17 protein-coding genes are annotated in these 23,115 nt (G+C 70.2%); 11 read left to right on the top strand and 6 right to left on the bottom strand.

Going from position 1 to position 23,115, the window contains the following annotated elements; translation table 11 throughout:
- Positions 1-197: 197 nt before the first annotated feature.
- The 6 genes from VZL07_RS20780 (at position 198) to VZL07_RS20805 (ending at position 11,964) form a co-directional block, all read left to right on the top strand.
- Entirely contained in the window at positions 198-2,504 is a 2,307-nt protein-coding gene (locus VZL07_RS20780; RefSeq protein WP_426749318.1) for an MtsA protein, read from the top strand.
- Positions 2,505-2,723: 219 nt separating this feature from the next.
- The gene (locus VZL07_RS20785; RefSeq protein ID WP_426749319.1) at positions 2,724-4,316 is read left to right on the top strand and encodes a calcium-binding protein; all 1,593 of its coding nucleotides are present in this window, start codon (positions 2,724-2,726) and stop codon (positions 4,314-4,316) included.
- 171 nt (positions 4,317-4,487) lie between these two features.
- Positions 4,488-5,816 carry a cell-cell cohesion MYXO-CTERM protein MtsC gene (gene mtsC / locus VZL07_RS20790; protein WP_426749320.1) on the top strand — a complete coding sequence of 443 codons (1,329 nt, stop codon included), beginning with the start codon at positions 4,488-4,490 and terminating at the stop codon, positions 5,814-5,816.
- A gap of 33 nt (positions 5,817-5,849) precedes the next feature.
- Positions 5,850-7,829 (top strand): cell-cell cohesion protein MtsD, encoded by a 1,980-nt coding sequence (mtsD, locus tag VZL07_RS20795; RefSeq protein ID WP_426749321.1) that lies wholly within the window; start codon positions 5,850-5,852, stop codon positions 7,827-7,829.
- Positions 7,826-9,574, top strand: a complete 1,749-nt coding sequence (locus VZL07_RS20800; RefSeq protein ID WP_426749322.1) for a VWA domain-containing protein — start codon at positions 7,826-7,828, stop codon at positions 9,572-9,574. Before mtsD ends, VZL07_RS20800 begins: the two co-directional genes overlap by 4 nt.
- An 11-nt stretch (positions 9,575-9,585) precedes the next feature.
- A complete protein-coding gene (locus VZL07_RS20805; RefSeq protein WP_426749323.1) occupies positions 9,586-11,964 on the top strand; it encodes a hypothetical protein in 2,379 nt (792 codons plus the stop codon).
- A 62-nt stretch (positions 11,965-12,026) separates the two neighbouring features.
- Here the strand turns inward: VZL07_RS20805 and VZL07_RS20810 are convergent, their stop codons facing one another.
- The gene (locus VZL07_RS20810; RefSeq protein ID WP_426749324.1) at positions 12,027-12,458 is read right to left on the bottom strand and encodes a hypothetical protein; all 432 of its coding nucleotides are present in this window, start codon (positions 12,456-12,458) and stop codon (positions 12,027-12,029) included.
- 31 nt (positions 12,459-12,489) lie between these two features.
- Between VZL07_RS20810 and VZL07_RS20815 the strand changes: the two genes are divergently transcribed.
- Positions 12,490-12,996 (top strand): hypothetical protein, encoded by a 507-nt coding sequence (locus tag VZL07_RS20815; protein WP_426749325.1) that lies wholly within the window; start codon positions 12,490-12,492, stop codon positions 12,994-12,996.
- Positions 12,997-12,999: 3 nt separating this feature from the next.
- Here VZL07_RS20815 and VZL07_RS20820 read toward each other — a convergent pair whose 3' ends face one another.
- Positions 13,000-14,652, bottom strand: a complete 1,653-nt coding sequence (locus tag VZL07_RS20820) for a GMC family oxidoreductase (RefSeq protein ID WP_426749326.1) — start codon at positions 14,650-14,652, stop codon at positions 13,000-13,002.
- On the bottom strand, positions 14,649-15,305 hold the full coding sequence (locus VZL07_RS20825; protein WP_426749327.1) for a gluconate 2-dehydrogenase subunit 3 family protein: 657 nt from the start codon (positions 15,303-15,305) through the stop codon (positions 14,649-14,651). The genes VZL07_RS20820 and VZL07_RS20825 overlap by 4 nt, the downstream gene beginning before the upstream one ends.
- A 134-nt stretch (positions 15,306-15,439) precedes the next feature.
- Between VZL07_RS20825 and VZL07_RS20830 the strand changes: the two genes are divergently transcribed.
- On the top strand, positions 15,440-16,786 hold the full coding sequence (locus VZL07_RS20830) for a hypothetical protein (RefSeq protein ID WP_426749329.1): 1,347 nt from the start codon (positions 15,440-15,442) through the stop codon (positions 16,784-16,786).
- Positions 16,783-17,355: a hypothetical protein gene (locus tag VZL07_RS20835; protein WP_426749330.1), complete on the top strand. Its 573-nt coding sequence runs from the start codon at positions 16,783-16,785 to the stop codon at positions 17,353-17,355. Before VZL07_RS20830 ends, VZL07_RS20835 begins: the two co-directional genes overlap by 4 nt.
- Before the next feature lie 101 nt (positions 17,356-17,456).
- Here VZL07_RS20835 and VZL07_RS20840 read toward each other — a convergent pair whose 3' ends face one another.
- Complete coding sequence (locus tag VZL07_RS20840; protein WP_426749331.1) at positions 17,457-18,092, bottom strand: DUF3332 domain-containing protein; 636 nt, start codon at positions 18,090-18,092, stop codon at positions 17,457-17,459.
- Positions 18,093-18,231: 139 nt separating this feature from the next.
- The gene (locus VZL07_RS20845) at positions 18,232-19,596 is read right to left on the bottom strand and encodes a sigma 54-interacting transcriptional regulator (RefSeq protein WP_426749332.1); all 1,365 of its coding nucleotides are present in this window, start codon (positions 19,594-19,596) and stop codon (positions 18,232-18,234) included.
- A gap of 280 nt (positions 19,597-19,876) precedes the next feature.
- On the opposite strand from VZL07_RS20845, the gene VZL07_RS20850 reads away from it, so the two are divergent.
- Positions 19,877-20,458, top strand: a complete 582-nt coding sequence (locus VZL07_RS20850) for a hypothetical protein (protein ID WP_426749333.1) — start codon at positions 19,877-19,879, stop codon at positions 20,456-20,458.
- 78 nt (positions 20,459-20,536) lie between these two features.
- Here the strand turns inward: VZL07_RS20850 and VZL07_RS20855 are convergent, their stop codons facing one another.
- Entirely contained in the window at positions 20,537-22,207 is a 1,671-nt protein-coding gene (locus VZL07_RS20855; RefSeq protein ID WP_426749335.1) for a hypothetical protein, read from the bottom strand.
- Between the two features lie 236 nt (positions 22,208-22,443).
- Here VZL07_RS20855 and VZL07_RS20860 point away from each other — a divergent pair, with 236 nt between their 5' ends.
- Positions 22,444-23,115: a class I SAM-dependent methyltransferase gene (locus tag VZL07_RS20860; RefSeq protein ID WP_426749337.1), complete on the top strand. Its 672-nt coding sequence runs from the start codon at positions 22,444-22,446 to the stop codon at positions 23,113-23,115.

The raw sequence follows: 23,115 nt of genomic DNA on the forward strand, positions 1-23,115 counted from the left end.
CGCCGGCACCGGGATGACGCTCTGCGCGCACAGGTGTGGAGGGCACTCCACCCCATGTGGGGCGCGTCCACCACGGTGAGGCGCGGTGTTGCCGGGACGCTGGAAAGATGGCGTGCGGCGCTGTGTCTCAGAGGCGCGATTTCGCCCCCGCGCCCGGGGGGATGGTGGATGCTCCCATGCGGAGGTGATGCGAACGGATGGGCAGCGCTCGCAGGCGGGCCGTGCTCGCGGTGTTGACGGTGTCGATGGTCGCCGCGGGCGGGGCGCTGGTGCGTCATCGCCTGGGGGCATCGTCATGGACGTCTCAGTCGCCGGCCGTCGCGACGCCAAGGCTGTTGTCGGTGGGGCCTCGGCTCACGAGCAATGAGACCTCCCAGCCGCTCACCCTCCGCGGTGAGCATCTGGTTCCGGGCCTGTCGCTGGAGCTGGGGCCGCCGCTGTCGCGGCAGCTTCCGCTCGTGGTGGTCGACGCCGCACATGCCTATGCGCGGCTGCCACCGGACGTGGTGCTGCCGGACGATGCGCCGCAGGTGGTGGTGGAGGTGCGGCTGACCGGACCGGGCACGGGAGCTCGGCCCGAGGGCTCGGCTCGCCTCACTGTGGTGAACGACGCGGTCTTCACCGACCCGACGGCGATGGTGCCCTCGCCGGACGGGCGCACGCTCTTCATCGCCTCCGCGCCCACGGACACCGTGTTCGCCCTGGACGTCGGAACGGGGCGGGTGGAGCGGCTGTCCACGGGAGACGGTCCCTCGGCGCTGGCGGCGTGGACGGACGGCGCGGGGCGGCCCTGGCTGGGCGTGGCGCACCGCCATCAGGCGGAGCTGTGGCTGTATGCGCTCGACACGCCCGGGCGCGAGCGCCGCGTGCTGCCCGCGCCATCAGGCGCCGAGGGCTTGACGGTGGATGGCCCGGCAGGTGTGGCCTACGTGGCGGAGCGCGTGCGCGACCGGGTCCATGCCGTGTCACTGGAGACGGGGCAGGTGCGTTGGTCGGTCCCCGTGGACCCCAACCCGCGTGCGCTCGCGCGGTGGAAGGACCTGCTGGCGGTGGGCAGCCTCCAGACGGGACAGCTGGAGCTGCTGCGTCAGGACGACGGGGCGCGCGTGGCCACGGTGGCGCCGGGGCCGGGTGTGGCCATTGTCGGCGGCAACACCGAGCGCTTCCGGGCACATGTGATGGGGGGCAAGGCGCCCCGGTTCCTGGTGGCCAGCGAGCGGCTGGGGCACGTCTTCATGTCGAGCCTGGGGCCGAACGTGGGGCCCAACCCCCAGCGCATGGAGGTGAGCGCCAACAGCGGCGTGTCAGTGGTGGAGCCCTCGCGGGGCGTCTACGTGCGTCACCGGGGCTTCGGCGCGGGCGGAACGGAGGGGCTGGCGCTGGATGACGCGGCGGGGCTGCTGTACGCGGCGGACGTGGGGCTGGGGCTCGTGCGGGTGCTGGATGCACGGGCGCTCGTCTCAGGCGACGCGGCGGCGCGGGGCGCGTTGCTCCAGGAGGTGGCGGTGATGCCGCCCAAGGGAACGCCGCGCATCCGGCCCGAGGGGGACTTCGGACGCAAGGGGCGGGCGGGGGAGGAGCTCCACTCGGGTCCGAGCGCGCTGGCGCTGTCTCCGGACGCGAGCACCCTCTACGTGCTCAACCGCTTCACCCGGACGGTCGCGATGGTGGACGTCCGCGAGGCAAAGCTGGGGCGGGCACGGGTGGTGCGTCAGCTCCCGTTGGAGACCTCGCGCGCCCAGGCCAAGCGGCGGCTGGGGCAGGTCCTCTATTACGTGGACCTGGGCCGCACGGGCATCACCTGTGACGGCTGTCACATCGAGGGCCACACGGGGGGCGTCTTCTACGAGAAGACGCAGCCCAACCGCATCTACCGCTCCACCACGCTGCGGGGCAGCCGCGACACGCCGCCCTACTTCACGCCCGCGAGCCACGGCAGCCTCGCGGACACCGCGAGCTACGTGGGGGCCCGCAACCGGTTCCACAACCCCGACCCCTCGCCCTCCGAGGTGGAGGCGCTCTCCCTCTTCAACGCGCTCATCGTCACGCCGCCCAATCCGTATCGAACCGCGGAGGGCTCGCCGCTGGAGACGGTGGAGCTGCCGGACGGCGGGGTGGGGCGGCCTGCCCAGGGGCGCGCGCTGTTCGAGGGGAGGGGGGGCTGCGTGACGTGCCACCCCGCGCCGCTCTACACGCTGGACCAGGATGTGACGACGCGGGGCCGGTACCTCGACGTCGGGACGCCGGTGGCGTTGCCCTTGAGGCTGGAGCTGCAGGACCTGGTGCCCGGCGCGGCGGCGCCGTCGCTCGTGGGGGCGTGGGACCTCTGGCCCCTGCTGACGAGCGCCACGGCGGGCTACGCGGTGGAGGACGACCGGCTGGTGGTGGCGACGCGCTTCCCGCTGCGCGCGGTGCTGGAGTCCTCGGGGCCGAAGCACGGCAACGCGAGCGCGCTCACCCCCGAGGAGCGCAACGACCTGCTGGCGTTTCTGCTCACGCTGTAGGCACCCCGGCTGGCAGCACGCCCCGGGGAAGCTGTCACACGTCACCCGGCAGCTCACACCCGGAGGGCGCGGGAGTTCACGGCCCCTCCGGGTGGGGGCACACCCGTTCCACGAGGGGCCGAATTCTCGGGCGTTGCTGTGCCACGAGCGCATTCGTTGCGGGGTTCTTGTCACATGCGCTTGCGTTGTCACGGGGGGCTAAGGTGTAGAATCAAACTGATGCGCGCACTCACGCGGTCCGTCTGGCTTCTCATTCCCGTGCTGTTGCTGTCGTGCTCCGACGCGGGCCTCTATGCGCTCGAGGGCCGGGGCCCGGGCGGGAAGGACCGCGCGAGCTTCGAGGGAACCGTCTGCGTGCCGCTCGCCGGCGGCGAGGCGTTCCCCACCAAGGTGATTTTCGCGCTCCAGGGCGGCGAGGGCGTCGAGCGCGAGGTGGTGGGTTACGCCACCGAGGCGCTGTCCACGCTCTCCAGCCGCTTCTCCGGGCCCTTCGTCCAGTTCGCGCTCGTGGCGTACCACACGGTGGCCACCGGCCTGCTGGGCAGCTTCTCCAACGCCTCCGACTTCCAGGCCGCGCTGCCGCGCTACGCCACCTACCAGGAGTCCGGCCCCGTGAGCGTCCGCGCCGCCCTGCGGCTGGCCAAGACGCTGCTGTCGGGCGACATGCAGACGTCCTGCCGTGGCGAGGTGGCGCGCACGCGCTATGTCGTCGTCGTCGTCGTGCGCAGCCAGGACACCAGCTGCGCCAACCCGGCCTTCAACGTGGGGCTGGACTCGCGCTGCAGCGCCCTGGGCAACACCACGGCGTGCAGCCAGTGCGAGCTCACCGCCATCACCGGCGAAATCAAGGCCCTGGCCTCGCAGTTCAGCGCGGGTGAGGTGGTGGTCCAGCCCATCTACGTGCGCGGCGAGACGCCGGACCCCGTCACGCGCCAGCACGTGGCCGCCATCGCCAACGCGGGGGGCACCGAGCCGGTGGAGACGGACGCGGCGGGCCTGTCGGGCACCCTCACCAGCATCCAGTACGCCGCGCGGACCAACACCCTCAAGCTCAAGCGCTTCTTCGCCTACAACCGCAACGTGGTGGTGCGCGCCGGGCAGGTGCTCATCGACAGCGATGGGGACGGCCTCCCTGATACGGACGAGGAGCTGATGGGCACCGACCCCCTGCGCCAGGACACCGACCAGGATGGATTGATGGACGGCGTCGAGGTTCGCATGGGCCTGGACCCGCTCCAGCCAGACGTCATCAACGGCTGCAACGTGTCCCTGGACGAGGACGGCGACCGGCTCAACACCTGTGAGGAGCGGGTGCTCGGCACCAATGCCTGCATCGGTGACACGGACGGCGACGCGCTGCCCGACCTGGTGGAGTCGCTGGCCATGACCAACCCGCTCATCCCCGAGGACCTGCTGGACACGGACCGCGACGGCCTCACCAACGTGTCGGAGGTGGAAGCGCATGGGGATCCGCTCAGCGCGGACCTCGACTTCCACCGCGAGCGGGGCTACGGCTACGAGCTGGTGGAGACCACGCCCACCGCGGATGGCCGTACCTGCTACCAGGTGCGCGTGGAGAACGTCACCGTCGTCCCCACCCGCGAGCGGCCCCATCCCTTCGTCCCGGGCGAGGTCATCCCGGCGGGCACCAACGAGGTCTACCTCTACCTCCAGGCCGGCCGGGACAATGATCCACGAGGCGCGGGCATCGGCTCGCTCCTCATCCAGGAAATCCAATACAGCGAAGAGGGGGGCCGCCTGCCCGCGGGCATCATCTCCCTGGACCCCGAGACCTTCATCCCCGGGACCTGACCTGGACCTCCAGGTGTGGGGTCTGCCCCTCGCTCCTAATGGGGAGTGCCCCCCACACCCTCTGTTCGATGCGCCCCCTGACGTGCTCAACCTGCTGATATTCCAGGGCTTCTCCCAAGTGTCTGGTACGGATCGTTCCTTGCTAGGCGGCCGGTGTTGAAAGGAGTCACCATGACACGCGCTCGTTTCGCTTCGGCCCTCACGCTAGGGGCCTTCCTCGTCGTCGGTCCCACCTCGGCGCTGGCTCAGTCCAACAACAACCCGGACAACCCGGAGTGCCTGGGCGACCGGTGCGGCATGCCGCAGGAGGTGGGCGGCGGCGGCGGTGGCTGCGGCGGCGGCAGCGTCTGGGTGAACTACACGGACGACGGCGACACGCTGTCGTACACGGACGACGCGGACGGTGACGGCCGCGCGGACGACCGCGACAACTGCCCCTTCGTGTCCAACCGCGACCAGGCGGATGACGACGGTGACGGGGTGGGCAACGCGTGCGACAACTGCTCGACGCTCTCCAACTTCCAGCAGCGCGACGCGGACGGCGACGGCCTTGGCGACGACTGCGACCCGGACCAGGACAACGATGGCATCGAGAACGCGCAGGACAACTGCCCGCTGGTGCCCAATCCGGACCAGGCGGACCTGGACGGTGATGGCCAGGGCGACGTCTGCGACCTGGACGACGACGGCGACGGCGTGGACGACGGCGAGGACAACTGCCCGCGCGTCCACAACGTGGACCAGGTGCTGCCTGATGACGTGACGCAGTGCCGCGTCGATGCGGACAACGACAACATCTCCGACAGCAGCGATAACTGCCCGGGCGTGCCCAACCCGGACCAGCGCGACACCGACGGCAACGGCGTGGGCGACGCGTGCGACTCCGACATCGACGGAGACAGCGTGCTCAACGCGCAGGACAACTGCCCCACCGTCGCCAACCGCGACCAGCGCGACGATGACCGCGACGGCATTGGCGACGCGTGCGACACGCGTTACTGCCTGGTGCTCAACCCTGCGCGCCCGGAGGACTGCCTGGACCCGAAGGCGCCCTTCACCGTCAGCGCCGGTGGCTTCTTCCAGACGGACAAGGCGGGCGTCGCCATCCGGCCGCCGCTGTTCGCCAACCGCAACGGCGCGGCCATGGAGTACGAGTGGGCGGTGGTGAAGCGTCCCTCGGGTTCCACCGCGGTGGTGGAGCGCCCGCAGGGCGCGGTGACGCTCAGCCGCGACTGGCAGTACATGTACGTCGACGACAGCGTGCCCAGCTTCGTCCCCGACAAGAAGGGCGAGTACCAGCTCCAGCTCACGGCGCGCCTGGCCTTCGCCGACCGCGTCTTCCCCGACCAGCGCGTCTCCACCTCCACCCTCACGGTGCTCGTGGGAGATGACTCCGAGGGTGGCAACAACTGCAGCTCGGTTCCCGCGGGCTTCAGCGCCACCGCCCTGGGCGCCGCGCTGCTCAGCATGCTGATGCGTCGCCGTCGCCACCAGCAGTAACCTCGTCGTCCCTCGCCAGGAGGTTCCTTCCGCATGCGCCGCCTCGTTCGTACCTCGCTGCTCGCGGTGGGCCTCCTGGCCTCGGGCCTGTGGTCCTGTTCGGACGCCATGCTCGAGTCGCGCGTGGATGCGATTTCCAACCTCGATGACCGCCTCACGCTGCAGGGGCGCGTCTGCACGCGCCCGCCCAGCCCCTCCGGCTTCCCCGTGAAGGTGGTGGTGGTCATCGACGAGTCGGGCAGCATGTGCGTCTCCGACCCGCCCGGCTCGCAGCTCGACAACGGCTTCTGCCAGCGCCGCGAGATTCTGGACATCATCCCGGAGGGCGTCACCGAGCCGGCGCGCGTGCGCGCCCTCAAGCGGCTGGTGCAGCAGTTCCGCGAGGTCAACGCGCAGGGCGGCAACGTGCAGGTGTCCGTCGCCCCCTTCGAGACCAACGTGCGCAACGTGTGGCCGCCCACCACGACGGGGGACCGCTTCGCCCGTCCGGACAACAACATCGACAGCTACATCGAGGGGCTGCAGAGCCAGCTCGGCAAGGGCACCGACTACCAGGGCGCCCTGTCCTACGCGTACAGCCTCATCTCCAGCGACATCAACGCGGTGGCCCAGACGAACCCGGAGCTGCTGCCGCGCACCCGCTACGTCGTCGTCTTCCTCACCGACGGCACGCCGTATCCGCGCTGCTCGGCCACCGACAACCTCAGCGTCTACGCCGATCCGGACAACCCGGACCTGACGTGGGCGGACTCGCTGACCGACTTCTGCAACCTCACCAACACCACGGACCAGATTGATGGCTTCGAGGTGGGGACGGACCGCAACCAGAACTACCAGCTGTTCAGCTACGTGCGGCGGCTGATGGAGCTGAAGGACCAGCACAACGTGGGCGACGTGCGCATGCACACGGTGCTGCTCTTCAACCAGGAGGCGGTGCGGGCGTGCGGCCCCATCTGCCAGGACATCTACGGCGTGTACCCGGGCGTGGAGCCGGCGCAGTACCCGGAGGCTGCGAAGAAGATTGCCGCGTGGCTGCTGCGCCGCTTCGCGGACATCGGCAACGGCGTGTACCAGGAGTTCAACGACACGGCGGAGATCTCCAACCTGGGCCTGGGCGCGCTGGACTACTCGTCGTTCGCGTCGCGCAACGTGATGAAGACGCTGATGGTGGAGGCGCTCAGCTCGGCCCCGGGCGACACCGGCCGTGTGCTGGACAGCGACGGGGACGGGGTGCCGGACGCCATCGACAACAGCTTCACGCTGAAGACCAACACCTTCGTGGCCGACAGCGACGGTGACTGCCTGGATGATGGCTTCGAGTACCGCCGCGAGGACCAGGGCTTCCGGGCGGCCAATGATCTGGACGCGCGCGGGTGCGACCCGGCGTCTCCGCTCACGCCCAACTGCGTCTGCCGCGACACGGACGGTGACGGCCTGTCCCAGTTCGCCGAGGACTACCTGCGCACGCGCACCGGCATCGTCGACAGCGACGGTGACGGCGTGCCGGATGGCCTGGAGTCGCGCTGGGGGCTGAACCCGCTGGAGAACAGCGTGGCGGGCCTGGACACGGACGGCGATGGCATCCCGGACGCGCAGGAACTGCGCGCGGGCAGCGACCCCACGCGCCGCGACAAGGCCTTCTACGAGCGCTTCGGCTACCAGTACGAGACGCGCATCGCCGAGGTCCGGCCGGACGGCAGCCTCTGCTACGACTTCACCATCTCCAACCTGCAGCTCGTCACGCCGCCGGACCGCGCGGGCGTGAAGCAGGGCTACAACCTCTTCAAGGTGTGGTTCGCCGAGGCGCCGGAGAGCGGCGTGAGCACCGACTACGGCGTCTGGCGCACCGCCTGCGCGTGGGCCCAGTACGCGCCGCCCAGCGTGCGCGTCCCGCTGGGGCCGGAGCTGTCGTTCGAGGACGCTGACTTCCGCCGGCCCGACACCCTGAGCAACCCGTGGAACAACCAGAACGATTGCGTCGGAATCCCGCCCTCGGGGAGCGCCAATCCGTGAGCCGCGCCGTTCGCGTACTGGCCGGCGCCCTGGTCGCCGTGGTGCTGGTGATGGCCTGCACGGATTCGTACCTGTACGACCCGCGCCGTGACACGGACGTGCCGGTGGACCGGGCGGTGACGCTGGAGGGGCGCTTCTGCACCGTCGGCAGCAACGAGGTGGTGCGGCCTATCAAGCTCGTGGTCGCCATGGACGCCTCGCAGTCCATGCGGGTGAGCGACCCGGACGGCACCCGCGCCACCGCCCTGGTGGAGCTCATCCAGAACCTGCCCCGGGACCCCGAGGTGCACCTGGCGGTGATGCTCTTCGCCGGCAGCACCACGGCCTTCCTCACGCAGCAGCCCGGCAACCCGCCCCAGGACGGCTTCGTGCAGGTGTCGTCCCTGGACGACGCCGCGCTCCGGCGCCTGTCGGAGCAGCTCCTCACCTTCCGCAACCCCGACACCTCGCCGAACCGGGACTCGACGGACTTCGTCAAGCCGCTGTCGGACATCTATTCGCTCATCAACACGGACATCGCGCGCAGCCGCCTGGAGCCGGGCGGCGCGCAGGCCCTGGCGCAGGCGCGCTACTCCGTCATCTTCCTGTCGGACGGCAAGCCCACCAACGACCAGGACGACGAGCTGCTCCGCGGTGACGCGGTGGTGCGCATCCACCAGCTGAGGGACTTGGTGGAGGACGTGCGCGTCAACACCGTCCATGTCTTCAACCCCACGCAGCCGGTGTCCTCGGTGTGTGACTTGACGGGCGACGGCGGCTGCCCGCTGCTCATCATCAACCAGAACGCGGACCGGCTGGAGCAGATGGCGGTGCTGGGCGGCGGCAACTTCCGCGACTTCCGCAACAACGAGCCCATCAACTTCCTGGACTTCAGCTTCGGCCAGGTCCGCCGCGCCTTCATCGTGAAGGAGATGGTGGCCTTCAACTTCTCCGCGCCCCCGGGCAGCCCGGTGGGAGAGGGCGACGCGGACGGGGACGGCCTGACGGACGCGCGCGAGCTGGAGCTGGGCACGGACCCGCACAAGGTGGACACGGACGGCGACGGCTTCAGCGACGGCGTGGAGGTGTACTTCCGGGACCGCGGCGTGGACTTCAATCCCACGCAGGTGGCGCTGCCGGACGGTGGCGGCCTGGACCGCGGGTGCCCGCCGGCGCTGCGGGGCGTGGACTCGGACTGCGACGGCCTGCTGGACTGCGACGAGCAGTTCGTGGGCACCAACGCGACGCTCGCGGACAGCGACCGGGACGGCGTGCCGGACGGCATGGAGTGGCTGGGCGGCACCCAGGGCTCCAGCAGTGATTTGGACGAGGACCCGGACAACGACGGGCTGACGAACCGGATGGAGCTGCGGCTCCACACCCGGCCGCTGGAGGTGGACACCGCCGACCTGGCCGCCAATGGCTACCGCTACGCCTTCGAGGCGGACGGTCCGCCCGACGCGCTGGGCCGCCAGTGCTACCGCTTCCGCGTGGAGAACGTCCTGCTGGCGCCCACCCTGGCCTCCGCGGACGACGCGGGCGTGGTGCAGCGCGGGGCCGGCTACAACGACATCGCGCTGTCGGTGGCCATGGTGCCCGGGGACGACCCCACCGCCCGGACGATTGTCCGCACCTTCCGCGTGAATGACGTGCGCTACCCGGTGGGCGGCATCAAGTCGCCCGCCGACGGCATCATCCGCGTGGAGCCCGAGCAGCTCGTCGACGGCTGCCCCGGGCGCCCTGACGACCCGCCCCAGACGCCTTGAGAACCGACGCCATGCCCACGTACGTCCGTCTGCTGCCGCTCACGCTGCTCGTCCTCGCCGCCTGCAAATCCGGAGGCGATGAAACGCCGGATGCGGGCACCACCGTGGTGGAGGACCTGTGCAACTCGCGCGAGGAGGCGCTGTCGCGGCCCGAGTGCGAGCTCAAGCCCGGCGAGCCCCTGGAGCGCCTCCTGGCGCTCGAGAGCGAGCCGCGGGGCGGAGACCAGGACTGGTACCGCATCGTCCTGCCGCCCGGGACCAACGCGCGCACGCTGCTCAACGTCAACGGGACGTACCTGGCGTCCAGCACCGCGGTGAACCTGTCCATCACCATCCTGGGGCCGCTGCCGGATGGGAAGGAGGGCTCGCTGGCGAAGAAGGAGGACAAGCACGCCCAGGGCGCGCCCCGCCCGGTGGACATCGTCGTGCCCCTGCGCGACGGAATGGCCGGGCAGACGCTGCTGGTGCTGGTGCAGGACGCGCCGGACAATCCCTCGCGGCCCAACTTCGACGCGCGCAACCCGTACCGCTTGTCGCTGCGCATCGACCAGAACCCGGACGAGCAGGAGCCCAACGACACCCAGGAGACGGCCACGCCGCTGGTGCTGACGCAGTCCGGGGAGATGCTGATGGGCGCGGCCACCGGCTACCTGGCCACCGACAACGACGTGGACCACTTTGCCTTCGACCTGGAGGCGGGGAAGGTGGCCTACGTGCACGTCATCGCGCCCGACCTGGACTTCGTGCCCAACTGGCGCCTGTCCTACGAGCTGTGGCGCCCCGGTTTCACGGAGAAGGAAGACGAAGGCGTGGTGCTGCCGCAGGTGCGCGGCGGCGAGCTGGCCACCGCGCGCAAAATCAAGGCGGAGCACGCCGGGCGGTGGACGCTGGTCGTGAAGGGCTACCGCGGCACCAATGACCGGGACACCGCCCAGGGAGACCTCGTGCAGCGCTACGAGGTGGAGGTGCGCGTGCTGGAGGAGGAGGACCCGCAGGACCGCACCGCGCCCGGCAACGACCGGGTGCAGGAGGCCACGACGCGCAGCCTGGAGGCCGCCACGCCCGGCGGTTCTGGCTCCTCCGTGTCCTTCGCCGGCCGCTTGGGCTACGTCTCCGATCGGGACTGGTACTCGGTCCGCCTGCCGGCCTTCAGCGTGCCCACGCTGCTGCGCTACCGGCTGGTTCCACTGGACACGGGGGGCCGCTTCCCCGCGCTGCCCGTGACACCGTCGCGAGTGGTACACGTGTTCACCCTGGTGTCCACCGGCGCCAACCTCGACGAGTGGAGGGAGAACTGCGCTACCAACGCCGCCGTGTGCCCTCGGGACTTCGTAGAGAACCCGGACGCGCGGGCGCTAGTGGACCGCTTCTGCCGGCGCACGGACCTGCCGGCGCCCATGTGTGTGCACTCGTCGCGCGAGGAGGTGGTGGACAACCCGCGCTTCATCGCTCTGAGCAACTTCCGGGGCGTCATTCCCGTCCCGCCGCATACGGCGTCGCTGCAGTACTACTTCCTGGTTCAGGACAATGGTTCGTGGACGGATGACCGGGACTACGGGCTGGAGGTGAGCTGGGAGGCGGAGGACGCGGACGAGCTGTCTCGCTACGTCAATGGCGTCGAGACGTCGGTCCACCGGACGCTCGCGTCCACCACGGCCTTCCCCGCGCCGCCCGACACGGCGGAGTTCTCCGTGACGGGCCAGCTGTCCCACGGCCACGGCCGCCTGCGCAGCGGTACGGACCGCGTCAACGGGCTCGGCGTGCGCGGCCCGCTGGACTATGACGCCGTGCCTTCGGACAAGGACACCTACGTGTTCGACCTGCCCTCGGTGCCGCCTCCGGAGGACCGGACGTGGCTGCTCCAGTGGGAGGTGGAGAAGCTGGCCGATGGCGGCACGCCGCACGGGCTGGCGCTGGACCTCACCTTCTGTGACGGGGATCCGGTGGACGGAGGGACCAGCGATACCTGCAGGCCGGTGAACACGGGCAACCGGGGCCCCCTGACACTGGGCTACCGCTCGGATGCGCTGCGGGCCTGGCATACGCCGGCCAACGCGGGAACGAGCAGCCTGCAGCCGCTCTACCTCCTGGAGGAGCGGCCGAACTCCACCGTCGTCACGCTGGCGCCCTACGCCTGTGGCTGCCTGGAGCGGCGCTTCATCCGCGGCGGCACCCTGCAGGTGGCGGTCACGGCGTCGGAGCGGCTGGACTACGAGCGCGTCAACTACACGCTGCGCAGCGGCCATGGCGACTATCCGCAGAGCTACATGGTGGACGGTGGAACGATGGTGTCGTGTCCGGCCGTCACCGACGGCGGGACGACGCCTGATGGAGATGGCGGCGTCATCCAGAGCTACGCCGGGGGCTGCAACTTCACCTATCAGCCATGAGCGTGGTGGCGGCACGGCGGGAGCGCGGGCTCCCGCCTGCGGCCTGGTGGCCCGTCACGGCCTCAGGGCGCGACCCCCAGGCCGTTGAGGGTGATGACCTTCTGGGCGCCGTTGCCGGCATTGGACTCGATGGTAAGCGTGCCGCTGTACTCCGTGTCGTCCGTGGGCCGGAACGCCACCTCGAGGAAGGCGCGGTCGTACGTCTCCAGCCGGAGCGGCGTGCCGGGCGAGAAGCCCTCGGGGAACTGGAGGGTGAACTCGCGCGGCGCGGACAGGGTGATGGCGGTGATGTCCAGCGGGTCCAGGCCGCGGTTCTGGATGGCGAGCGAGTTGAAGGCCGTCTGCCCGACGTAGGTTCCGCGCTCGAACTCGCGGTTGAACGTCAGGGCTTCACGGTCGACGAAGAGGGTGGGCGCTTGGGGAAGCTCCGTCTCGTTTCCACAGCCAGCCAGGGCGAAGAAGATGATGGGGAGCCAACGGGTACGCAGATGCATGGACATCCACTCCTCGCATGAGGGTCTGAAGATGACGCCGGTTGTAACAGTGTTTGGTCGCAAGGCCCAGGCGGCCGCGGTGTTGTTGTTGGCGTCGCTGGTGGGGGGCTGCGACGGCACGCGCGAGGACTTCATCGGCGCACGTGTGAAGGATGCATGCGGCGCGGCCTGGCCCGTCTGCGACCGGGTGGCGGGCTGTATTCTCGGTCCGGAAAGTTATTCGGAAGGTCGCTTCCCGGGACGGCAGCAATTCATCGTCCAGTTGAAGGAGGCCTCCACCGTCAAGGTGAGCGTCTTCCTGGAAGACGCCACCGCGGCGGGCCGGGAGACGGTGGTGCAGTTTCACGAGGAAGGCTGCCGGGCGCGCATCCGCCGTGCGACGGAGGGCCGCGCCGTGCTCGATACGATGGAGCGGCAGGGGGCCTTCACCGAGGAGGCGGAGCTCACCGGCGTGGGAGACCACCTCATCGAGGTCGAGTCCGACATGCAGGCGCGCTACCTCATCAAGGTGGACGTGGTGCCGCTGCGCAATCGCTAGCCGTCAGCCCTGGAGCTTGCGCACCAGGTGGTCCGCCACGCGGAAGCTGTTGGCGGTGATGGTGAGCGTGGAGGGTACGCTGCCGCCGGTGGGCATGAAGCTGCCGTCCACCACGTAGAGGTTGGGCACCTCGTGGGCGCGGCAGTTCCGGTCCAGCACCGACGTCGCCGCGTCGTCACCGAAGCGGCAGGTGCCGTGCTGGAGGATGAACGTCTCGCCGCGGGTGGTGCCGCGCCGGACGTCGTCCGGGGCCAGGCGCCGGAGGACCTCCTCGCCGCGCTCCACCAGGAAGCGCGTGGCCGCCAGGTCCATGGGGTGCCGGTCCACGGTGATGGCCGCCACGGGGATGCCGTACCGGTCCTTCACCCGGCTCTCCACGCTGACGTAGGTGCCCGCGGTGGGAAGGAACTCCGCGTACACCTCGAACTGGAGGATGCGTGAGTCGCGGTACGCCCGCATCCGCTCCTTCAGCGCCTTGCCGAAGACGGCCTTCTCGCCCTTGCCCGCCAGCCCCACCGCCGCGTGGATGGGATTGGGGTGGGCCCACATGAAGCCCAGCGTGCCGCCCTTGCGGAAGCCATGCCGGGCATCCGGCAGCAGGTAGAAGTCCTGGAGGCTGCGGTTGACGAAGGGGGACGGGTCCTTGAGCCAGGGCCGCGCGGCGGCCTGCTTGGACAGGCGGAAGGTGGCGTACGCCTCACCGAAGGAGCTGAAGGTGAGGTTGCGCCCCACCAGCCCGCTGCCGTTGGCCAGCCCTCGCGGGAAGCGGCTGGAGGTGGAGTTGAGCAGCAGGCGCGCGCTCTCCACGGCGGTGCAGGAGACGACGATGACCTTCGCGGGCTGCTCGCGCGCCACGCCGTCCGCGTCGAGGTACACGACGCTCCGCGCGCGGCCCTGCTTGTCCACCTCCACCGTGCGCGCCATGCAGCCGGGGCGCAGGTCCACGTTGCCGGTGGCCAGGGCCGCGGGGATGAGGCTGGCATTCGTACCGCTCTTCGCGCCCGTCTCGCAGCCATAGCTGCCGCACAGCGCGCAGTACGCGCACGGCGCGCGGCCCCGGTAGGGCTTGCTGAGGATGCCGCGCGCGGTGGGCAGCGCGTGCCAGCCCAGGGCGCCGCAGGCCTTGTCGATTTCCTTCGCGACGGGGTGCACGTCCAGCGGCGGCAGCGGGTAGGGCCGGCTGCGCGGCTCGGCGAAGGGGTGGGGGACGGACTCGCCGGACACGCCCAGCTCCGCCTCGGCCTTGTCGTAGTAGGGCGCCAGCTCCTCGTAGGAGATGGGCCAGTCCGCCACGGTGCTGCCCGGCACCGCGCCCAGCGTGGAGCGCAGCCGGAAGTCCACCGGCTTGAGCCGGTAGAAGAAGCCGCTCATGTGGACGGTGCCGCCGCCCACGCAGTTGGCCGTCCACGCCGCGTTCGTCTTCTCGTAGCGGCCCGTCCCGCCCTGGCGCAGCAGGTGGGGCTCCTCCCACGGCACCGGCATGAAGAAGTTCCGGCGGCTGTTCAGGATTTCGTCGTGGATGAAGTCCTGGGGCTGGTAGTGCGGGCCCTTCTCGAGCACCACCACCTTGAAGCCCGCGCGGCCCAGCTCCAGCGCCATGGGCGCGCCGCCCGCGCCGCTGCCGATGATGCAGATGTCCACCTCGGGCAGGCTCACCGGTGCGCTCCGCACTCACGCAGGCACTTCGGCCCGTCGTACCCTTCGGGCGGCGCCGAGGCCACGGTGCCCACCGTGTCGAAGCCCATCAGCCGCCAGCCCACCTTGTCCTTGTTGCCGCCATAGGACGGGTCCCCGAGGAAGCCCTCCAGCGTCATCACCGTGAGCAGCTCGAAGAAGTGCGCCTCGCCGCTGCGGGGCGGGCTGTCCTTGAAGAGGGTGAGCAGCGCGTCCTGCTGCTCGGCCGACAGGGCGGCGAAGCCCTTCTGGTGCATGCGCTGGGCGCGGCGCTCCAGGGCCGCCACGCCGGAGAGGAAGTCCTCGCGCACCGGCTCCAGCTCGGGTGTCTGGAGGATGCGGTCGATGTAGACGGGCACGTCCGCGTCCAGGGCACCCGGGTCCTCGTCGCGCGGGAGAATGCGCTCGGTGGCGGCGGCCACCACCGCGTACTCGAAGGCGGAGAAGGTGCGCGGCGCCTGGTGGCCCTGCTTCGCGGCCCGCGGGCCGGTGTCCGCCGCGGGTGGCTTCTCCTTCGGCTCGGAGGAGCGCTTGCAGGCGGGGCCGAGCAACACCACGCCCCCGCCCAGGAAGGTCAGCCTTTGGATGAGGGAACGCCGGGACAGGCGCCCCCGACTGGAACGCGCGCGTGCCATACGGTGCGAGAGCCTAGCGCACGTGGTCGCTTCGCGCTGGCTTCATGAAACATGCTCGGCCGCTCCCCACCGCGCGCCGCTGGCGTAGGATGCCGCCACGACGTGCAGGGCCGACAACACACGAGGAGTGGCACATGAAACGGCATGCCTGGGCGCTGGGCCTGGTGCTCGCGCTGGGATGTGGCAAGGACAGCAACCCGACGCCCCCTGACGCGGGTGGTAACCCTGACGGCGGTCCGATCGACACCTCGCCCTTCGCGAAGTTCGTGGTGGATTCGAGCGAAGGCCAGTTCGACCCCATCTCCTCCATCGCCATGGCCGTGGGCCCCGAGGACCGCATCGGCATGGTGTACTTCGTCCGCACGGGGACGATGCGGGAGAACGTGGAGAACATGGACCTGATGTACCGCGAGTTCAACGGCGGGCAACTCGGCGCCGCGGAGCGCATCGCCACCGTGCAGCGTGTGTATGGTGTGTCCGTTGCCTTCGGGCCGGATGGCCAGCCGGTGGTGACGTACCTGGGCGGTGACCGGGAAGATCCTTCCTCGTTCTGGTTCCAGAGTGACCTGGCGGTGTCCTATCGCAGCGCCTCCGGCGCGTGGACGGAGCGCATCGTCGTGCGGCAATCGAATGAGGCGCAGCCCGTCAATCCCACGACGGACGTCGGCTTCCTCGTGGGCCTCAATCCCGCCATCGTGTTCAACGGGAGCGAGGCGATCGTCGCTTACCGGGATGCTCACAGCGGGAACTTCCAAAACCAGGACTTTGGGCCCAGTGACCTGGAGGTTGCCAGCGGCGGTCCCACGAACTGGCAGCGCCGGGTCGCGGTGTCTTCCGGTGACAACAAGCTGGGCTACGGTGGCCACATTTCCATGGTGATGGCGGGGGCCCAGCCAGCCTTGGTTCACGACAAGGCGCCAGAAGCCGCACAGGCCACCGGCACGGATGTGCACTTCCAGCGGCGCAACGCGGACGGACTCACCTGGACGCCGCCGGTACGCGTGCAGGCCGTTCCCAACACGCAGCTCGGGGCTTCGCTCGCGCATGACCCGGTCGAGGGGTTCGGCATCGCCGTGCTGAACAGGAGCTCGAACACGCTGACGTACACGGAATGCGCTGACGCCTCCGAGACGTCCTGCACGTCCGAGCGGGACTGGTCCATGCCGGACCCCGTGTTCAACAACGGAACGGGCGGCTGGTATCCGTCGCTGGCCTTCGACCCCGTGCACCACGAGCCGGCCATCGCCTTCTACATCTGCGCGCAGGAGCCCAGCCGCAACGACACCAGCTGCAACCCCAACGACGACGCGCTGGTCATCTCGCAGCGCATCGCAGGCAACTGGCGGGAGACGCTGGTGGACGCGGGCGGCGGCTGGTCGCCGAAGCTGGCCTACCTGTCCAACGGCAAGCGCGTCGTGCTGTACCGCGCGCCGGTGGTGGCGCAGGACAAGGGCGTGCTGAAGCTCGCGGTGGAGCGATGACACGCGCGTTCCGGATACTCGCCGCCGTGGGGTTGGCCGCCGTGGTCTCCGGAGCGGGGCTGGCCGGGTGCGGCCTCGCGGATAATTCGCTGGGCGGCAGCGTGTCCGAGCTCTTCCCGCTGGAGGTGTCCCGCGTGGAGGTGCTGCGCAACGCGGAGGCCTTCCAGGTCAGCTATTACCGGAACAACGACCTGGACGTGGACCTGGTCGTTCGCCTCACCGTGTCCACCGAGGGCCTGGACCTCCGTCCCGGCGCGAAGGTGGACCTCGCGGGCACCACGCCCTCGGGGCAGGCCCGGGCCACCGTGGTGCACCTCGCCGCGGGCGAGCCGGTGCGCGTCTTCGGCCCGGTGCACAAGGGCGACCTGAAGCTGGAGTCCGGAGGCAACCCGGGCGAGTCCACGCGCGGGGACTTCTCCATGTCCTTCAGCCGGGGCGACGGCTATGGCGCCGGCCGCAACCTGGAGGGGACCTTCTCCGTGGTGGCGCAGGACGCGAGCTTCGGCCCGGAGCCGGGTGAGCTGCTCGACGGGGGCGTCCCTCCCGACGCGGGCACGCCTCCCGAATAGGGGAGGGCGCGGAGCGCGCCGGGCGGGGCGCTGTTCGGAAATGTCGGGGGCCTGGTGCCGCGAAGGCCCCGACATTTCCGAACGAGTTACGGCGGCAGGGGCTACTGCGCCACGCAGGCGAGCCCCTGGCTCACGGAGGCCTGGGCCACGGTGTGCTGCGCGAGGGCCTGGGCGCCGCCCTCCTCGTACACGCGGCGGGCCACGGCCAGCGCGTCACGGGCGTGGACCGTCAGCGTGGTACCGGCGGCGTCCGTCACGGCCACCGCGCCATCCGCCGCCTCCTGGGCCTGGATGAGCATCGCGCCCGCGTCGTCACGGACGACCATGCCGTCCTCGAGCGGCTCGAAGTAGCGGACCATCGTCTCGTGGCCCTCGCGCTCCAGCTCCATGCGCATGACGCCGGTCTCCACGTCGCGCGACAGGCGCAGGGTGTCGGTGGGGCTCAGCTTGACGATGCGGGTGGTCTCCGGCTGGCCGTCAGCGCTGGCGACCGGGTTGCTGCCCGTCCAGAACTCGATGCTGTTGATGACAATCGAGTCGATGAACACGCCCAGGCCGTAGACGGGGATGATGGTCAACACGAGGAACATCAGCCACTGCACGAACTTGTTGCCGGAGATGTTCTTGTTGAAGTTCCAGATTTTCTGCGTGAGCTTGAACTGACCGAAGCAGCCGGTCGCGTGCAGGGACATGAAACCGGCGAACGCGATGGCGAGCCAGGGGGACGGACGCTTCATGGTGGACGTCTCCTAAGTGGGGGGAGGCTTGACTCCGATGTGCGCCGTGAACATGCCACGGCCCGCACCGCTGTCACGAGCCGGTTCCACACTCCGTCCGCTGTTTGCCAGTCCAGTTCACCCGAATGTTGCGGGCGGCTCAGTCCGTTTCGCTCTGAACGAGCCCGTACTTGTGGAGCAGCGAGTACAGGTGCTTGCGGTCCAGCTCGGCCTCGCGCGCGGCGCGGGCGATGTTGCCCTTGGCGCGGCCCAGGAGCCGGGTGAGGTACTCGCGCTCGAAGGCACGGATGAGCTCGTCCTTGCAGACCTTGAAGGGCCCGGTGAACTCCACCGGGAGGGAGTCTCCCGCGGCGGCGGGGGCCTCCCGGGTGAATTCGCGCAGCAGGGTGTCCCCGGCCAGCTCGGGAATGTCCACCATGTGGCGGGCGCGCTCCAGGGCGTTGCGCAGCTCACGCACGTTGCCCGGCCAGGTGTGTCCGGTGAACTGCTCGCGAATCTTCTCCGGCAGCCGCGGCCACAGGCCCTCGCCCGCGAAGGCATCCACCAGCAGGGGGATGTCCTCCTTGCGGTCCCGCAGAGAGGGCAGGCTGACGGTGAAGACGGAGAGGCGGAAGTAGAGGTCCTCGCGGAAGCGGCCCGCCTGCGTCTCCGCCCACAGGTCCTTCTTGCTGGCCACGATGATGCGCGCGTCGAAGGAGATGGGTGACGAGGCGCCGAGCCGGCGGAACTCCCGGTCCTCGATGGCGCGCAGCAGCTTGGGCTGGAGGTCCAGGGCGAGGTCGTCGATTTCGTCCAGGAAGAGGGTGCCGCCGTTGGCGCGCTCCAGGCAGCCGATGCGCTGGCTCACCGCGCCGGTGAAGGCGCCCTTCTCGTGGCCGAACAGCTCGCTCTCGATGAGGGAGTCGGACACGCTGGCGCAGTCGAAGACGACGAGCGGCCCGGTCGCGCGGGGGCTGAGCTTGTGGATGGCCTTGGCGGCGGCGCCCTTGCCAGAGCCCGTCTCGCCCACCAGCAGCACGGTGGAGTCGGTGGGGGCGATGCGCTGGAGCAGCGCGAAAATCTGCCGCATGGGCAGGCTGCGGCCCACGAGGTCGCCCAGGCGGTCCTCGAGGATGGGCTCCACCTGCACGGGGGAGACCTGGGGGCTGAAGCGCAGCCGGACGTCGCCGACCTCCAGCAGGGCGCCGGGGCGGAGGAAGGCCTCGCGCACCTGGGCGCCGTCGAGGAAGGTGCCGTTGGTGGAGCCCAGGTCCTGGACGAGGAAGCGGTCCCCCTGGCGGCGCACCACCAGGTGGTTGCGGCTCACGGTGGGGTGGTCGATGACGACGTCGTTGTCCGGGGCCTTGCCCACGCGCAGGGCGTCGTTGGCCAGGGGGAAGACGGTGCCGGCGCGCTCCGTGTCCAGCAGGACGAGGTGGAAGAGCTGCGCGGAGAGCCGCTCCCCTTGCGTCCGTGCGCCGATGACGGTGTGCGAAGGGATGGGGGCGGGGGGAAGAGCGGGCATGACCGGCGGGGATTCTAGACGGCTTCGCGCCCGGTGGTGACTTCCTGTCCCACGGGACGATGCCCGCCCAGCGGCCGGCCGTGCGTGGACAGGGGCCGGGGCTGGCTGTGGGGGCTGGTCTGGAGTGGCTCCAGGCCTCCTCGCGAGGTGGCCCGCGGTCGACGGAGACCGGCAGCGTGCCTGTCCACCGCCTTGAAAGCGCCCGGAACGCTCGATGTGAGCTATCGGTGATGTACGTGACGGCTTAGGACGCTGGGCATCGAGTCCGGAGGCCGGCACGATGTCGAACGCGAGTTCCCTGACGAGGACTGCGCAGTTGAACCGTGATGCGCTGATTGCCGCGTTGCGACAGGACCTGTCGTCGACCCGCCGGATGGGGGCGATCTTCGGGGTCCTGGGACTGGTCGCGGTGCTGGCTGGAATACCGTCCCTGCAGCAGTTCATCGACGCCGGGCCGCGTGAGTTGGCGTACCGTGTGCTGCTCATCTTCTTGGGGGTCCCCAGTTGCGTCGGCGGGCTGCTGTGCTTCTGGCTTGCGCCTCGCTACACGCGCCGGCTCGTGCAAAGCGTAGAGGCCGACGAGCGGTCCCCGATGCTGATGACGGTGGAGCGCGAGGTGCTGCCGGGAGAGGACGAGCGCATTCGCTTCGTGGCTACGCTGTTCTGCCTTCGGAGGCACCGCGTGGTGTTGAGGGACGTGTACCTGCGGCATGGGGACAAGCGCATGGCGTACCCCTACGACGAAGGCGTCACCAACGTGCCAGTGGAAGTTTATGGAATGCCCGGCGAGGGGCCCATCGTCATCGATGCGGGCTGGGGGTTCCTGCTCCCCACGAACCGGACCTATCCGTGGTTTACGTAGACACGCGATACGAACAGTCGACGGCCGGCCTTCCGTGAAGAAGACCGGCCGCCACCCGGGTTCCGCCCGAAGGACCGCTCAATCCCCGGTGTAGATGCCGATGGTGCCCGGCATCACCGTGCCGTCGCTCAACGTGACGCCCTGGAAGGCGACCAGCATGCGGCGCCGCGGGCCGGAGCGGTCCACCTGGATGTCCGGCACGCGCATGGTGGACAGCTCACGCCCGAACACGGAGAGCCCGTAGTGCACGACGGAGCCGCCCTGGACACGCGAGAGGCCGCCGCCCCAGCTATGGCCGGTCCAGATGCTGCCATTGGCCGGGTCCGCGGCGACGCTGGCCACGTGCGGCGCGGCCAGCTCGCTCTTCAGCGTGCGCAGCACCTGGCCGCTTTCGTTCAGCTCCGCGAGCCCGTGGGCGAAGGAGCCCACCCACGCGGAGGACCCCACGACGGCGATGCCGGAGACGACGTCATCCGTGCGCTGCTCCGGACGGGAGTAGACCTCCTCGCCCACCGCGTCCTTCCAGATGTCGATGCGGTTCCACGCGTAGTTCGGATACTCGGTGCGCTCCTGGCCCTCCCAGAAGTCCCGCCCGACGCTGCCGTAGAAGTAGCGCGTCGTCCGGTTGGCGCCGCCGACCCAGACGTCCCCGTCCGGCCGCACACCCAGTCCCCAGTATGCGTCCGTGAGCAGCGCGCCCTGGACGCTCCACCGGCTCCGGTCCTCGCCGTAGCGCTCCCGGTCGCCCGCCGGGTCGGAGTAGATGTACGCGTTGATGCCGGGATGCGAGTGCTCCTCCACGCCCGAGCAGAGGAGCTGGCCGTTGCAGGTGGGATTGCCGGGGAAGTCCGCGTCACCACGGGCGAAGCCGTGGTTGGCGCCGAACCAGACGCTGTTGGTGTTCGCGTCGTAGGCGATACGCCAGATGTTGCAGAGCTTCTCGCGGCCCTGGGGCTCGTCGCCGACGACGCCCGGCCCCGAGGAGATGTCGTAGTGCACGACGTCGAGCGTGCCGTCCGCGCGCAGCGTCACGCGGTCGGCGTCGCCGCTCTTGTAGCGGGCCGGGTCCGGCACATCGCTGTCCCAGTTGTTCTCGCAGTGGAGCGCGCCGTCACCCGGCATGCCCTCGTAGCCCACGAAGACGGTGTCGTTCCACGCGCCCGCCACGGAGATGACCTTGAGGTACTTCGGCCCGGGAGGCGCGCTGCCGTCCGGCATGTAGCCGTAGGGCCGCAGGCCGTCCGCCAGGGTGAAGCGGCGGAAGGTGCGCTCACCCTTCTTCATCAGAAAGAGCCCTTCTTCGCCGCCCGCTACCCAGACGTTGCCGGCCTGGTCGGCGGTGACGCCGTAGATGAAGCGGGGGCCACCGGCCTCACGGCCGAAGAACTCCCAGTTCGCCGCGGAAGGCGTGGGCAACGGCACTTCCACGGGGCCCCCGTCCGGCGTGCCGCCGTCATCCGGCGTGCCGCCGTCATCTGGCGTGCCGCCATCGTCCGGCGTGCCTGAGTCCGGAACGCCCGCGTCGGGCTCCGGCTCTTCGCCTCCATCCGGGATTCCCGGGCCCGCATCCGGGGTGCCTGGCCCCGCGTCGGGGGTTCCGGCATCGTCATCCGGGACATCGGGGGATTCCGTGGGCGGAGTGCCCAGGTCTTCGGGGCCCGTTGTCGAGTCGCTTCCGGAGCCACAGCCCGCTGTCCACACCGCGCCCGCCACGAAGAGCGCGCTCGCCCATCCCCATCCGCGCTTCATCTCGTCACCATCTCCTGCTGGAAAGCACACGGGCCCGAAGTAGGCCGTCGTGTTCATCCCCAGCCGTTCGCAAGGACGGTGCCAGCACGTCTCGCCTGGGAGCATGGGCTTGTCCGTCGAGCGGAGGACACGGTGTGGGCAATCCGCTTCCCTGGGTGCGTACGTGCCTGTCCCGGGCAGGGTCGGATTCGTGCTACTTCCCTTCATGAATGGGTGGTCATGACGCGCGGGGCCGGATGCCACTTTCACTTGTCGGTCAGGAGCCGGACCTCGTCTTCTACACACGCCAGGCGGCCGAGCACGGAGGGCCCGTCCTGGTGCTGGGCGCCGCGAATGGCCGGGTGGTGTGGGCGCTGGCGGAGCACGGCATCGCCGCGGTGGGCGTGGACCCCTCGGAGGTGATGATTCGCTCCGCGGAGGAGCGGCGCGCCTCGGAGCCCGCGGACGTCTCCAGCAGGGCGCGCTTCCTGGTGGCGGACCTCCGCTCGCTGCGCCTGCCCGAGCGCTTTCCCCTGGTGCTCGCCCCCCAGCATGCGCTGGGGCTGATGCCGGGCCGGGATGACCTGGAGGCGCTGCTGGCCACGGTGCGCCACCACCTCACGCCGGACGGCTCCTTCGTCTACGACGTGCTCAACACGCCCCGCGAGCCGGTGCTCCCCCGGGATGACGAGGCGCCCAGCGCCGGACTGGAGCCCCGCCGCCCGTTCTTCGCGCTCCACCTGCGCGAGCGGCGGCAGCCGGGCGGGCCCAGCACCATCCGCCGGCTGAAGCTGCGGCACTTCTCGCCCGAGGAGCTGGACGCGGCCCTCATCTCCGCGGGGCTCGTGCCGCGCGAGCGTTACGGCCGCTTCGATGGCAAGCCCTTCGATTTGGAGGACTCGCGCCACATCGGCATCGCCGGGCCCTGA

The sequence above is a fragment of the Pseudomyxococcus flavus genome, from assembly GCF_050038885.1.
GTDB lineage: Bacteria > Myxococcota > Myxococcia > Myxococcales > Myxococcaceae > Myxococcus > Myxococcus flavus.

Excerpts from the sequence above, each read along its gene's own strand:
- VZL07_RS20805 (WP_426749323.1), top strand. The coding sequence starts at position 9,586 with ATGCCCACGTACGTCCGTCTGCTGCCGCTCACGCTGCTCGTCCTCGCC.
- VZL07_RS20845 (WP_426749332.1), bottom strand. The coding sequence starts at position 19,596 with ATGCCCGCTCTTCCCCCCGCCCCCATCCCTTCGCACACCGTCATCGGC.
- VZL07_RS20815 (WP_426749325.1), top strand. The coding sequence starts at position 12,490 with ATGACGCCGGTTGTAACAGTGTTTGGTCGCAAGGCCCAGGCGGCCGCG.
- VZL07_RS20785 (WP_426749319.1), top strand. The coding sequence starts at position 2,724 with ATGCGCGCACTCACGCGGTCCGTCTGGCTTCTCATTCCCGTGCTGTTG.
- VZL07_RS20860 (WP_426749337.1), top strand. The coding sequence starts at position 22,444 with ATGCCACTTTCACTTGTCGGTCAGGAGCCGGACCTCGTCTTCTACACA.
- VZL07_RS20850 (WP_426749333.1), top strand. The coding sequence starts at position 19,877 with ATGTCGAACGCGAGTTCCCTGACGAGGACTGCGCAGTTGAACCGTGAT.
- VZL07_RS20780 (WP_426749318.1), top strand. The coding sequence starts at position 198 with ATGGGCAGCGCTCGCAGGCGGGCCGTGCTCGCGGTGTTGACGGTGTCG.
- VZL07_RS20840 (WP_426749331.1), bottom strand. The coding sequence starts at position 18,092 with ATGAAGCGTCCGTCCCCCTGGCTCGCCATCGCGTTCGCCGGTTTCATG.
- mtsD (WP_426749321.1), top strand. The coding sequence starts at position 5,850 with ATGCGCCGCCTCGTTCGTACCTCGCTGCTCGCGGTGGGCCTCCTGGCC.
- VZL07_RS20810 (WP_426749324.1), bottom strand. The coding sequence starts at position 12,458 with ATGCATCTGCGTACCCGTTGGCTCCCCATCATCTTCTTCGCCCTGGCT.
- VZL07_RS20825 (WP_426749327.1), bottom strand. The coding sequence starts at position 15,305 with ATGGCACGCGCGCGTTCCAGTCGGGGGCGCCTGTCCCGGCGTTCCCTC.
- VZL07_RS20830 (WP_426749329.1), top strand. The coding sequence starts at position 15,440 with ATGAAACGGCATGCCTGGGCGCTGGGCCTGGTGCTCGCGCTGGGATGT.
- VZL07_RS20835 (WP_426749330.1), top strand. The coding sequence starts at position 16,783 with ATGACACGCGCGTTCCGGATACTCGCCGCCGTGGGGTTGGCCGCCGTG.
- mtsC (WP_426749320.1), top strand. The coding sequence starts at position 4,488 with ATGACACGCGCTCGTTTCGCTTCGGCCCTCACGCTAGGGGCCTTCCTC.
- VZL07_RS20855 (WP_426749335.1), bottom strand. The coding sequence starts at position 22,207 with ATGAAGCGCGGATGGGGATGGGCGAGCGCGCTCTTCGTGGCGGGCGCG.